This is a genomic window from Streptomyces sp. HUAS CB01 (genome assembly GCF_030406905.1).
Classification (GTDB): domain Bacteria; phylum Actinomycetota; class Actinomycetes; order Streptomycetales; family Streptomycetaceae; genus Streptomyces; species Streptomyces chengbuensis.
In genome coordinates this window covers 7,963,068-7,975,528 of the sequence record NZ_CP129137.1, presented here as the reverse complement: position 1 = coordinate 7,975,528, position 12,461 = coordinate 7,963,068, and the positions used below count along the sequence as shown (strand labels likewise).

The window sequence follows — 12,461 nt, the reverse complement described above, 5'->3', positions numbered from 1 at the left end:
ATCTCCTACCTCTCCCGCAGCGAGGCCGGCACGGCCACGGTCGAGAACGGCGTCATGCTTCCGTGGCGGAAGTCGGTTCTGGTGCCCCTCGGCAAGGCCCCCACCGTCGCCGTCGTCCTCGACGGGAAGGGCGGAAAAGCGGCCTGCACACTGGCGATCCGCGGCAAGTACATCCAACGTGCCACCGCCATGGGCGTGTTCGGTCGCGCCACGTGCACCGGCGAACTGCCCCCGTCGATGGCGAGGGGTGAAACCGCACCCCAGGACGCCTGTCGTGGTCGAGGCCATGGCAGCACCACGGGCTGTCGCACCAGTGCTCGATCGGGATCTGGGCGGCGAGCAACTCGGCACCCTCCTCGTCGCGGTCGACCGGCCGCGACATCGACCAGGGGCCGCGGGAAGGGACCGGTCGTCCATGTGCGGCTGCCGCAGGTCGAAGGTCTCGCCGCCACGGTCGCGCCGCGTGAGCAGTCCGGTTTCGGTCGAAGGCGGAATCAGCGCGCAACGCATCGCCGTCCCCGACCGGCCGCGGAGCACGGGTCGGCCTCACCTCCCGCTCCGGCCGGCGGACCGAGTACAGACGGTGCGAAACACGACGCGGTACTCCTGCGGGGCGTCGATGGCAGTGATGGCCTCCACGGCAAGGCCGTAGTCGACCAGAAGTCTGTTCAACTGCTGGGGCTCGAGGGCCCACATGCCCACGGAGTGGTATTCGTCGCTACCGGGCAACCGGAGAGCCTCGGGCCGCGGGGCACCGCGGTCGAGGGGCCGACGCCGTAGGAGTTGGTGTGGTTCGCGCTGAACACCAGGTGCCCTTCGGGTGCCAAGCCGTGCGCCACGGCCGGCAGGAGCCGGCGCGGGTCCACGTACGGCACCCCGCCGACGGAGTAGATCAGGTCGTCGACGGAGTAGATCCGGTCGTAGGGAGCCGCTTCCTGCAGATGGGCGACGGCGTCGGCGCACACCAGGCGGAGGCCGGGCGTGCCCGGTTAGCGGGCGAGGGCACGCCGGTGCTGGGCTTGGGAGGCGTCCACGGCGGTGACCTCGGCGCCCAGGGCCGGCCGGGCGGCGTTCCGGTCGAGCCCGCTGCCGAGGTCGAGCACGCGCAGCCCTGCCACCTCGCCGATGGCTACGACGCCGGGCCCCGTGTCGACCTCTACGACGCCGGACCCTGGCTCGCCGAGACCGAATCGCCCCGCGGTCTGCTCCGACATGCCCTCCCCCGTCCACTACGACGGCGCACCGACGAACTGGGACCATGCACCGACGACATGGGGTGCCGATCTGCCGAACCGGGCCCGAGACCCCGCACAGTGGTGAGGCGGATGCGTCGTGTGCAGCAGCGGGCGGGCGGGGCGCGGCCCCGCCCGCCCTTGTCGCGTGTGGCCGCGGGGGGGGCGCTCGCGCCCACGGCATCGCCGAGCCACGGAGCGATGTGCGGGTTGGGACGGTGCGGTACCCCGGGGGACGGGCTGGGGCGTGACGGCGAACGGACAACGAGCAGCGTGCACGCATCGTGGACCGCCTGCGTCAAGAGATCAGCACTGTCGATCCCCCACATCCCCCGTGGCGTGCCGTCCCTGTGTCTTGCGGTTGGGTCGGCCGGGGTGGGCTCGGGTTCCCGTTCCCGCAACCGTCGCCGGGCGGGGTCCCGGCGTCAACCGCGTTGCGGTTGGCGCAGACCCGCGGAAACGCAAAGACCCCCACCACCTTCGGTAACAGCTGTTACCATGTCCGGATGGCGAAGACACAACTCGGTGCACGGGTGGACGAAGACGTCGCGGAACTCGCAAGGAAGCGGGCCGCCGACCTGGGCCTGAGCGTGGGGGACTACCTCGCCCGCCTCGTGCAGGACGACGCCAGCGGACTGCGCGCCCGCGCCGTCGACGCGGCAGCACGGTTCCTGGCCGAGCACCAGGACGTCTTCGACGAAGCCGAGGACGCCCAGCAGACCCCGCCGGGAGCGCGCGCCGCCTGATGGAACTGCGCATCGACGTGCCCTGGATCCTGCAGGTCACCGAAGCAGCCGGAGCCGGCGACCCCGCACCCGAGGACTACGGCGTGCCGGTCGCCGCCGTCGCCCGCCACCGGGCCGAGCTGTTCGAACACCCCGTCTACGGGGGCCCCTACGCCCGGGCAGCCGCACTCGTCCACACCCTGGGCCGCTGCCGATGGCTGGAACGCTCCAACCTCGCCGTCGCGGCCGCCACCGGCGTCATGTACCTGGAAGCCTCCGGCATCACCGTCAAACCCACCCGCCACGACGCCGCCGCACTCAAGGACCTGCTCCTGGACCCCGCGTGCACCGCAAAGAAGATCGCCGCACTCCTGCAGACCTGGCCCACCACCAGCTGAACCACGCAGTGCGAGACCACGGGCCCGCCGTACCCAGGTCCGGCACCGAGGCGAAGTGGGAGCGCAGCGATCCGGCGGGGTCCGGCGGATCGCTGCTTCACCGGCATTGCGGGGATGGGAGAGGCAACAGGACAGGCACGGGCGACCTCGTGATCATCGGTCGGAGCCACCTCAACGAGCACGAAAGCCTGTGCCTGCCTGGCAATACGCCCCGACCGACGGCGACCCCGCGAGCCCCGACATCGCACCGACTCCAGTCGGGCGGTCCTCGACACGTCGCTGAGCGCCTGTCCGCGGGGCGGCCGCTCGAGTCACGGACTACCGACTGCCGTCCGCCCGGATGACTCCGGGTGATGCGGCGCCGCGGTTGTTCACCCGGGCGCGGGCAGGGCGTCGAAGAGGGATTCCACTCGACGCGCCAGGTCGAGGAGCTTCCTGTCATGACCGTGCGCGCCATCGATCTCGAGCCCGATGGGCAGGCCGTGCCCGGTCAGCCCGATGGGGATGCTGATGCCCGGCAGGCCGGCTCCGCTGGCCGGAACGGTGTTCTTCGCGAGGAACAGGTCACGGACCTCTTCCCCCGCGACCGTGAACATCGACCGATGCGCGATCAGCGGCGCGGGGCTGGGCGTCGTCGGAAAGAGCAGCGCATCGAAGCCGCTGTGCAACACGACCCTGGGGGAAGGTAAAGCGATCGATATACTTGGGGCATGGCAACGAGTGAAACGACGGCCGCTGCACCCCGAGGCGGGCGCGGAGCGCGGGAGCGCATCCTGCGCGCCGCGGTCGAGCTGTTCGCACGCGACGGCATACACGTCACCGGCATCGCGAAGCTGACAGACGTGGCGCACGTGTCGACTCGCACGTTCTACCAGCACTTTCCGAGCAAGGAGGCACTGGTCAGCGCCTACTTGCAACGCGTCGAGTCAGACTCGGAAGGGCCCGTACACATCGAGACCGTTCTGGAGCGCCACGACCTCACCGCGCGCGAGCGTCTCCTGGCACTGTTCGCCGACTCGCCACCGGCGAAGGTCGTACGCGGCTGTCCCCTGCACAACGCCACCGTCGAAGCGGCCGGGACGATGCCCGAGGCCGCAGCACTGGTCGAACGTCACAAGCGAGAGTTCACCGAGCGTCTGATCAAGACCGCCACCGAGGCAGGCGCGCGCGAGCCCGAATCCCTCGGACGGCAGCTCGCCTTGCTCTTCGAGGGCGCCCGCGCCCTGTCCACCTCGCTCAACGACACGCTCCCGTACCGGGACGCCCGAGAACTTGCCGAAATGTTGATCGACCAGTCGACCACGGCGGTTTCCCAGCTCCCGCCGGGCCTGTCCGGCAAATGATCATCCGGCGGGTTCACGGAGCCCACAGCGGTTGCGTCCTGGGAAGTGGTGTACGGGTTCGACCTGATCCGGGGGTTTGCTCCGGCATCGGGATGGCGCCCGCATAGACGAACGGCCACCGGCTGATCTTCGAAGTGTCGAAGCCTCGAAGGAGATCAGCACGATGACCGCACCAGACAGTCTGCCCCTGCACGCCCTCGCCGAGGACAACCTCGCCTCGGCGAGTCCCGATCTGCTGCGCGCGATGGTGAAGACGTTCGCCGATGCGCTCATGTCGGCGGAGGCCGACGCCCTCTGCAACGCGGAGTACGGGCAGGTCAGCGAGGAACGCGTCAACCATCGCAACGGCTATCGCCCGCGCGAGTGGGACACCCGCGCCGGGACCGTCGAGCTCGCCGTCCCCAAGCTGCGGCAGGGCAGTTACTTCCCGCACTGGCTGCTCGAACGCCGTCGCCGGGCCGAACAGGCCCTGATCTCGGTGGTCGCCACCGCCTACCTGCTCGGCGTCTCCACCCGCCGGGTCGAGAAGCTCGCCGAGTCCCTCGGTGTCACCCAGCTGTCGAAGTCCCAGGTCAGCGCGATGGCCAAGCACTTGGACGAACAGGTCGCCGCCTTCCGCAACCGGCCCCTGGACGCCGGGCCGTATGCGTTCGTCTGGGTCGACGCACTGACCCAGAAGGTCCGGGAAGGCGGCCGCATCATCAACGTCCACGCGCTGATCGCGGTTGGCGTCAACGCCGACGGACACCGCGAGATCCTCGGCATCGACGTCGCCACCGCCGAAGACGGCGCCGGCTGGCTCGCCTTCCTGCGCTCACTCATCGCTCGCGGCCTAACCGGCGTCCAGCTCGTCATCTCCGACGCCCATGCCGGCCTCGTCGACGCCATCGGTGCCGTTCTGCCCGGCGCGTCGTGGCAGCGCTGCCGCACCCACTATGCGAGGAACTTGCTGAGCCAGGTTCCGAAATCGGCCCAGCCCTGGGTGGCCACGCTGCTGCGGACCGTCTTCGAACAGCCCGACACCGACGCGGTCCAAGCACAGATGCGGCACGTCCTGGACGCGCTGGAGGCCAAGTTCCCGAAAGCCGCAGCCCACTTGGACGCTGTCCAGCATGACCTGCTGGCCTTCACGGCCTTCCCGCGTGAGATCTGGCGACAGATCTGGTCGAACAACCCGCAGGAGCGGCTGAACAAGGAGATCCGCCGCCGCACAGACGTGGTCGGCATCTTCCCCGACCGCACAGCCGTCATCCGGCTGGTCGGGGCGGTCCTGGCCGAGCAGAACGACGAGTGGACCGAAGCCCGCCGCTACATGGGCCGCGACCTGCTGGCCAAGGCCCGACTCCACCCGATCGAGTCAGAAAACAACGACACCCTCCTGCCCACCGAACTCACCGCATAGCCTCAAACCGAGATCGCCGAGTGGCCGTCGATACACCACTCCAACGGACGTGACCGCCACAGCAGTGGACCGACGAAGACCATCGCCGTCTGGAGGGCCACGGCAGGCGACCGAGCAGCAAATCGTGATGACGGTCCCGCCTGGGGCTGCACATCGCAAACCACGGCCCAAGGCTCCCGGTGAGGAGCCCGTGGCCTGCCCGCCGGTCCTTGGTGGACCTGCTGGTGGAGCCGATACGGGACCGTTGCCCAGAGGCCGCAGTTCGCAACGGTGCGACACTGATCAGGTGACAGACAGCGGACGGCAGACGGTTCGGCGCCTGGAACGCGTCATCCTCGAGTTGCTGGAGCGCCGCGGCCCGGAGGCGACGATCTGCCCCTCCGAGGCCGCCCGAGCGATGCACGCGCAGGGCAACGACGGCTGGCGGTCACTCATGGAACCGGCCCGCCACGCGGCCCGGCGGCTGGCCACGGCCGGCATGGTGGAGATCACCCAGGGGGGACTTCCCGTCGAACCGAGCAAGGCCCAAGGGCCCATTCGTATCCGCCGCGCCCGCTGACGCACCCAGAGGAAGGATCGCGCAGACGGTCCGCGGAGATCACATGGGACACGTCCTGCGGGCTACCAGGCTCAGCCCTCCTCGGGGTCGGCCGAGGTGATCGTCCGGGTCCTCTGCCCGGCACTCCTCCCCCCTCGGACGATGGCGGCGTCTGGTGGTGGACGATGGCGGGATCGATCCGAACCAGCCAGTCTCTGTCACGGGCGGCACCGGCCCGGCGCCTGGATCCGTTGCAAGGCCCAGGTGAACACACCGGCGGCGCAGCTGCGGAAGGGGTGCGGTCCGCCTTCCAAAGGCCGTAGCGTTCCCGCAGGTCACGCCGGGAAACTCCGTTCCGGCTCTTGTAGACCACCCCTGAATGCCCCCAGTAGTCCTTCGTTGAGTCCGCCCTCTGCCCGCACTCGCGTCAGCGGGGCCCGGTGACGCTCATCCGGTTCATGGCCACGAACGAGCCGCCCGACCATGATCAACTACGCAAACGGTCTTTCGAAGTGGACCCTGGTATGAGGACAACTGCACCGCCTGATGTCGAGTGTCACCCGCGATGGCCCCTTGCTCCAAGGCTTCCCGCCGCGACGTCCCCGTGATCAACAACGCCACCGACCAGTGAAACGGAGCAGTCAGGTGCTGAACCTCATCAAAGCAAGCAGGACGCGATACCTGGGCGCAGCTGTGACAGCAGCCGTGGCTCTCGCGGGCGGGGCATCGCTCACACCGTCTGCGTCGGCCGGTGTGCCCGCCGCGAAGCAGCAGGTGGAGACTTTCGAACTGGTCGGCAAGCAGACCTCGGCCGGCGAGGTGGATCTGGGCAAGCCGGGAATCAGTGTGGGTGACGAACGCATCGTGCACGAGGACCTCTACCGTGACGGCAAGAAGGTCGGCGATCACAGCGCGGTCTGTACCTTCACCCAGGTCAGTCCGGCCGCCCTCCAGTGCCTGGGAACCTTCGCGCTCCCCGAGGGGCAGTTCGCCGCGCAGTCGTTGCTGCACCTGCCTGCTCCGTCCTCCGTGGACGTAGCCATCACAGGCGGATCGGGCGACTTCCGCACCGCCCAGGGTTTCATCCGCACCGTCCCCGCAGGTGAGACCGAGCGGCACTTCACCGTCCACCTGCAGAGCTGATGGGTCTGTCGGTGGCCCACGCCGACCGGCGTGCCGTTGCCACGGCACAGACCGAAGCCGCGGCTGCATCGCCTCCTCGCCCGCAATCCGTCGGTGGTTTCCTTGATGCCTGTTCCTGAGGCCGACATGACAGGGTGTGGCCGTGGCGCTCGACCGGACCCGACTCGTTGGGGCGGGATGGGTGGGGAGATTGAGCAAGTGCGGGCGGAGTTCAGGCGTAGGCGTCCTCGACGGCGACTCGGCGCACTGTGCGCAGTGTCGATCGGAGGCTGTCCAGGTCGGTCGAGCCCAGGGCGAGGCGGATCGCCTGTGGTGTGTGTGTCGAGGTGGTGAACGGCTCTGCCGTGGTGACCGAGATGTGCTGGCGCGCGAGGGTGGCGGTGAGGCGGTCGGCGCGTGCGTCGTCGGGCAGCGGCAGCCAGGTGAAGTAGGACGAGGGGTGGCTGATGAGCGGGAGGCCCGCCAGCTCTTGTCTTGCGAGTGCCTGGCGCGTTTTGGCGTCGTCTCGTTTCTGTGCTTCCAGGTGGTTCACCGTGCCGTCGTCGAGCCAGCGGCAGGCGATGGCGGTGGTGAGAGCGGGGGTGTTCCAGGTGGTCGCGCGAATGGCGCGTTCGAGGGACGGAATCGTGCACGGCGGGGCGAGGACGAAGCCGACCCGCAGGCCGGTGGCGATGCTCTTGGACAGTCCCGAGACGTAGACAGTGATGTCCGGTGCGGTTGCGGCCAGCGGCGGTGGAGGGTCCTCGACCAGGTAGGCGTAGGAGGCGTCTTCGATGATGAGCGGACCGTGCTGTCGGGCGATCCTGATCAGGCGGGTGCGGTCGGTTGCCGGCATGACCCAGCCCAGGGGGTTGTGCAGGGTGGGCATGGTGTAGATCACGCGCACCGGGCGGGTCGCGCACAGTTTCTCCAGGGCGTCGAGATCCGGCCCGTCGGTGGTGGTGGGGATGGGCTCCAGGTCGAGATGGAAGGCGTGTGCGAGCACCTTGAAACCGGGGTAGGTGAGTGCGTCGACCGCGACGACGTCGCCGGCGCTCAGCGTGGCCATGACGCTGATGGCCAGGCCGTGCTGGGCGCCGTTGGTGATGAGGATCTGATCCGCGTCGGTGGTGATTCCCCGGCGTCTGAGGTGTCGTGCGATGGAGGCTCTGTCCTGGGGGCGCCCTCGGTGCGGCTGGTAGCGCAGCAGAGAGTCGAGATCGCCGGAGGTGGCCACCTCCCGCAGGGCCTGGCGCAGGAGGTCGGCCTGGCCGGGCAGCGACGGGTAGTTGAAGCTGAGGTCGACCGCGTCTGTGGCGACGGCCTGCTGGTCGATGCCGTGACCGGCGGAGACCGCGATGTCCCGCACGAACGTGCCGCGGCCCTGTTCCCGGCTCACCAGGCCCATCGCTTCCAGTTCGGCGTACACCCGGGTCGCGGTCACCACGGCGATGCCCTCGCGGGCGGCGAGAGCGCGGTGGGTCGGCAGCCGCACCCCCGGGGCGAGCCGCCCGGCGCGGATGTCGGCTGCGAGCGTGTCGACCAGCTTCTTGTATCGCGAGGCTGCCATGCACCGGATTGTATCCATGACAATTCTTTGACTGTCCTGCTCGCGGGTTCTTACCGTCGAGTCCCACTCACCCGGAAAGGACAGCCGTCGTGCACATCGCCATCCTCACCTTTGAGGGCTTCAACGAACTCGACTCCCTGATCGCGCTCGGTGTGCTCAACCGCATCAAGAGCGACGACTGGCGCGTCACCATCGCGACCCCCAGCCCCAAGGTGACGTCGATGAACGGGGTGGTCATCGAGCAGATGTCCACGCTGGAGGAGGCGTGCGCCGCCGACGCCGTCATCATCGGCAGCGGCATCGCCACCCGCGAGGTCACCGAAGACCCGGCGATCATGAACGTCCTGCGGGGTCTGGACCCCTCGTGCCAGCTCATCGCGGCGCAGTGCTCCGGCGCGCTCGTGCTGGCCAGGCTCGGCCTGCTCAACGACATCCCCGCCTGCACCGACCTGATCACCAAGCCGTGGGTCGTCGCCGCCGGTGTCGAGGTCCTCAACCAGCCCCTCTACGCCAAGGACAACATCGCCACCGCCGGCGGATGCCTGGCCTCGCACTACCTCGCCGCCTGGATCATCACCCGCCTCCAGGGCCAGGACGCCGCCGAAGGCGCGCTGCACTACGTCGCCCCGGTCGGCGAGAAGGAGGAATACATCGAGCGCGCCTGGCGCAACATCACCCCGTACCTGCCCGCCCCGGCCCCGGCGCTCGTCTGACCCACCAGACGCGAGCAGCGGCCGGCCAGGAATCCGCGCCTCCGGCAGCCCGGCCGGCCGCGCGGCCCGCACATCCACCGGACTATCAGGGAAGGACTACGCACGAACCGCGACGAGGTAACGGCTGGGATCGTTGCCCACAGGGTGGCCAAGGGCCTCACGTGGCAGCAGCTGGCTGACGCGATCGGCCGGCCGCTGGTGTGGACCATCGCGGCATTGCTCGGACAACACCCCCTCCCCGAGGACAGCGCACGTCAGGTCGCCGAACTGCTCGACCTGCCGGCGGAAGCTGTGCCGGTCTCGCCGCCGTTCCGTACCGCGGCGGGCTGCCCACCGCGGTGCCGGCCGATCCGACGGTCTACCGCTTCTATGAGGCGCTGCAGGTCTACGGTCCGGCCCTGAAAGAACTGATCCACGAGCAGTTCGGCGACGGGATCATGAGCGCGATCAACTTCAAGCTAGACATCGGGCGCGCCTCCCACGACGGGGCCGACCGCGTCGTCATCACCTTCGACGGGAAGTTCCTGCCCTGCAACTGGCCCAGTGACCGAGCCGCTTAAGCGGGGTCCATCGGGTCATTCCCCACGTCAGGGGAGAGGGCTGAACGAGCCGCCCCGGCGGGAGGGTTCGCGGGATCGTGGATTGTGGGACGGTCCGCGTGAAGTTGCCGACCGTGAACGCGAGAACGATCAATCGCGGTGGGCCTCGCAGGACGCGGGCTGTCCCATCCTGCGAGAGGTCCGGCGGGTGATGCGCCTGGTCATGAGCGTGATTGCGGCCCAGGTGATCCCCGCGCGCGGACGGGATTCAGACCGGACGGCGGTGCTCCCGTCGGGGGCTGCCCCGTCCGGGCCGACAGTTCGGCGGCCGGTCCGGGGACGGTTGGGCGGGTGCGTCGGGGATGGGGCACCTCGTGGGGGAGCCGGCTGCGAGCGTAACGACTTCGCCGTGGTGACGCATCGACATCGGCTCCCCTGTGAGCAGGAGGTACGTCGCGTATCCGCCCGTGATCTCCACCCTCAGGCTTCGGCCCCAGATGTTCATGTGGAATGCCAGACGGCTGAGTTCTTGGGGCAGCCTCGGGGCGAACACCAGGGTGTCCTCGTAGTGGCGCATGCCTCCGAAACCGCCGACCAGGGCCATCCAGGTGCCCGCCAGCGAGGCGATGTGCAGCCCGTCCCGGGTGTTCATGTGGAGGTCGTCGAGGTCGATGAGCGCCGCTTCGATCGCGTACTCGTAAGCCATGTGGCCGTGGCCTACCTCCGCTGCAAGCACCGCCTGGCAGCAGGCGGAAAGGGAGGAGTCACGCACGGTGAAGGATTCGTAGTATCCGAAGTTGCGCGCCTTGTGCTCCGCGTCGAAGCACTCGCCGCAGGTGCACATCGCCAGCACCAGGTCGGCCTGCTTCACGACCTGCTTCCGATAGATGTCGAAGTACGGAAAGTTGAACATCAAGGGGTACTGGTCAGGATGGGTGGCGGCGAAGTCCCACGGCTGGCGGTCGGTGGACCCGGCGTGCTGCTCGTGCACTCCCAGGTCCGCGTTGTAGGGGACATGCATCGACTCCGCGGCGGCACGCCATGCTGCGGCTTCCTCGTCGTCCACGCTCAGGTCCGCCGCCTCGTCGGGGTAGCGGTCGACTGCGTGCGCGGCCCCGCGAAGGTTCCTCGCCGCCATGAGGTTGGTGTAGGTGTTGTCGTTGACGACTGCGCTGTACTCGTCCGGCCCGGTGACGCCGTCGATGTGGAATGCTCCTCGGTGGTCGTGATGGCCCAACGACATCCAGAGCCGGGCGGTCTCCACGAGCAGTTCCAGACCGCTGCTGCGGGCGAAGTCCTCGTCGCCTGTCGCGGAGACATAGCGTATGACCGAATCGGCAATGTCGGCGTTGATGTGGAAGGCCGCGGTACCGGCCGGCCAGTAGGCGCTGCATTCCGATCCGTCAATGGTCCTCCACGGGAACGCGGCCCCGCGCAACCCGAGTTGGCGTGCGCGGTTGCGCGCTGCCGCCAGCGTGCTCTGCCGCCAGCGCAGCGCTTCGACCACGGCGCCCGGCGAGGTGTACGTGAGCAGCGGCAGCACGAAGGTCTCGGTGTCCCAGAAGGTGTGCCCGTCGTACCCCGTCCCCGTGAGCCCTTTGCCGGGGATGGGACGCTGTTCGGCACGCGCACCGGCCTGCAGCACATGGAACAGGGCGAATCGGACGGCCTGCTGAAGTTCGTCGTCGCCGTCGACCTCGACATCGGACCGCGCCCAGAAGTCCCGCAGGTAGTCCCGCTGTTCCTCCACCAGGCCGTCCCAGCGTGTGCTGCTCGCCGCCGCGAGCGCCGCTTCGACCTGGTCTCGCACTGCGGGAAGCGACCGCGTGCCCGACCAGCCGTAGGCGACCAGCTTCTCGATCCGCAGTTTCTCGCCGGCTCCCAGTCGGGAGGTGACGGTCAGGCGTGCGACGTCCGCAGTGCTCTCGCTGCTGGTTCGCGTCCCGGCGGGTCCGTCGACGGTGTGGTCGGCCGCGGTCGCCATGCGGAGCTTGCTCATGCGAGTGGAGTGCACCAGCAGGAGACGGTTGCCCATCGTGCGGTTCTCCTCGGACTCGAGGGGCGACTCCAGGACTGCCGCTGTGCGGGGATCACCCGAGACCGCCGGAAGCTGTTCGTTGGCGATGAGTTCCGACTGGACGACGACGCGCACCGGGGCGTCGACGGCCTCCACCTCGTAGGCGACGGCCGCGATCGCACGCTGGGTGAAGGAGACCAGCCGGGTGGAGTGCACACGCACGGTGGAGCCGGCGGGCGAAGTCCATTCGCAGTGGCGGAGCAGCAGGCCGGACCGCAGGTCCAGTGTGCGCTCGTGGCTGTGGAGCCTGCCGTAGCGCAGATCGAAGGGTTCGTCGCCGACCAACAGCCGGAGCACCTTGCCGTTCGTGACGTTGATCGCCGTCTGACCGGACTCCGGATAGCCGTATCCTCCTTCTGGGTACGGCAGGGTGTGCGCCTCGTAGAGCCCGTTGAGGTACGAGCCGGGTATCCCGTGCGGCTCGCCCTCGTCGAGGTTGCCCCGCCAGCCGAGGTGGCCGTTGGCCAGCGCAAACACCGACTCGCTCTGCGGCAGCAGGTCCAGTTTGAGCGGTGACTCCTTCAGACTCCAGTGGTCCACGGAGAAGCAGGGCTCTGTGAACATTCCCCGGTCCCTCGGTTCTGCGATGCGCACGACGACGTCGGCGCGGTGGGCGGGTATGGCGTCTCCTTGACCGGCCCGGTCGGCTCCGACGATTGAGTCGAAGCGCCACGCCCCTGATGTGCAAGTCGGCCGCACCCAAGGCCGTGGAGCCAAAGTCGTGGGCAGCGTCCGCAAGCGTGCCGGGGTGCGGGACTCCCGCGCCCTTCCGCGGCGGCGAGCCCATCAAGGCGTGATCGCC

At 69.0% G+C, this 12,461-nt stretch carries 12 protein-coding genes and 1 pseudogene; 8 read left to right on the top strand and 5 right to left on the bottom strand.

Annotated elements, in window-relative coordinates; genetic code table 11:
- Positions 1-668: 668 nt before the first annotated feature.
- On the bottom strand, positions 669-965 hold the full coding sequence (locus QRN89_RS34940; protein ID WP_290353426.1) for a class I SAM-dependent methyltransferase: 297 nt from the start codon (positions 963-965) through the stop codon (positions 669-671).
- A 24-nt stretch (positions 966-989) separates the two neighbouring features.
- Positions 990-1,214, bottom strand: coding sequence for a class I SAM-dependent methyltransferase (locus QRN89_RS34935; protein WP_290353425.1), 225 nt, complete (start codon positions 1,212-1,214; stop codon positions 990-992).
- A gap of 524 nt (positions 1,215-1,738) precedes the next feature.
- Here QRN89_RS34935 and QRN89_RS34930 point away from each other — a divergent pair.
- Both QRN89_RS34930 and QRN89_RS34925 read left to right on the top strand, forming a co-directional pair.
- Entirely contained in the window at positions 1,739-1,978 is a 240-nt protein-coding gene (locus QRN89_RS34930; protein WP_290353424.1) for a hypothetical protein, read from the top strand.
- Positions 1,978-2,355: a fic family toxin-antitoxin system, toxin component gene (locus QRN89_RS34925; RefSeq protein ID WP_290353423.1), complete on the top strand. Its 378-nt coding sequence runs from the start codon at positions 1,978-1,980 to the stop codon at positions 2,353-2,355. Before QRN89_RS34930 ends, QRN89_RS34925 begins: the two co-directional genes overlap by 1 nt.
- Positions 2,356-2,726: 371 nt before the next feature.
- Here the strand turns inward: QRN89_RS34925 and QRN89_RS34920 are convergent, their stop codons facing one another.
- Positions 2,727-3,026: an amidase family protein gene (locus QRN89_RS34920; protein ID WP_290353421.1), complete on the bottom strand. Its 300-nt coding sequence runs from the start codon at positions 3,024-3,026 to the stop codon at positions 2,727-2,729.
- Positions 3,027-3,065: 39 nt separating this feature from the next.
- Between QRN89_RS34920 and QRN89_RS34915 the strand changes: the two genes are divergently transcribed.
- The 4 genes from QRN89_RS34915 (at position 3,066) to QRN89_RS34900 (ending at position 6,781) form a co-directional block, all read left to right on the top strand.
- Positions 3,066-3,698, top strand: a complete 633-nt coding sequence (locus QRN89_RS34915) for a TetR/AcrR family transcriptional regulator (RefSeq protein ID WP_290353419.1) — start codon at positions 3,066-3,068, stop codon at positions 3,696-3,698.
- Between the two features lie 163 nt (positions 3,699-3,861).
- Positions 3,862-5,100, top strand: coding sequence for an IS256 family transposase (locus QRN89_RS34910; RefSeq protein ID WP_290347950.1), 1,239 nt, complete (start codon positions 3,862-3,864; stop codon positions 5,098-5,100).
- A gap of 286 nt (positions 5,101-5,386) precedes the next feature.
- Positions 5,387-5,659 carry a DUF3253 domain-containing protein gene (locus tag QRN89_RS34905; RefSeq protein WP_290353417.1) on the top strand — a complete coding sequence of 91 codons (273 nt, stop codon included), beginning with the start codon at positions 5,387-5,389 and terminating at the stop codon, positions 5,657-5,659.
- 624 nt (positions 5,660-6,283) lie between these two features.
- Positions 6,284-6,781, top strand: coding sequence for an allene oxide cyclase barrel-like domain-containing protein (locus QRN89_RS34900; RefSeq protein ID WP_290353415.1), 498 nt, complete (start codon positions 6,284-6,286; stop codon positions 6,779-6,781).
- Positions 6,782-6,992: 211 nt separating this feature from the next.
- Here QRN89_RS34900 and QRN89_RS34895 read toward each other — a convergent pair whose 3' ends face one another.
- Complete coding sequence (locus QRN89_RS34895) at positions 6,993-8,330, bottom strand: aminotransferase-like domain-containing protein (RefSeq protein ID WP_290353413.1); 1,338 nt, start codon at positions 8,328-8,330, stop codon at positions 6,993-6,995.
- 89 nt (positions 8,331-8,419) lie between these two features.
- Here QRN89_RS34895 and QRN89_RS34890 point away from each other — a divergent pair, with 89 nt between their 5' ends.
- Together QRN89_RS34890 and cynS are read left to right on the top strand one after the other, a co-directional pair.
- A complete protein-coding gene (locus QRN89_RS34890; protein WP_290353411.1) occupies positions 8,420-9,043 on the top strand; it encodes a DJ-1/PfpI family protein in 624 nt (207 codons plus the stop codon).
- Between the two features lie 84 nt (positions 9,044-9,127).
- Positions 9,128-9,603: pseudogene (gene cynS / locus QRN89_RS35920) on the top strand (cyanase).
- A gap of 247 nt (positions 9,604-9,850) precedes the next feature.
- Here cynS and QRN89_RS34880 read toward each other — a convergent pair.
- On the bottom strand, positions 9,851-12,223 hold the full coding sequence (locus tag QRN89_RS34880) for a glycoside hydrolase family 65 protein (protein WP_290353409.1): 2,373 nt from the start codon (positions 12,221-12,223) through the stop codon (positions 9,851-9,853).
- Positions 12,224-12,461: the final 238 nt, after the last annotated feature.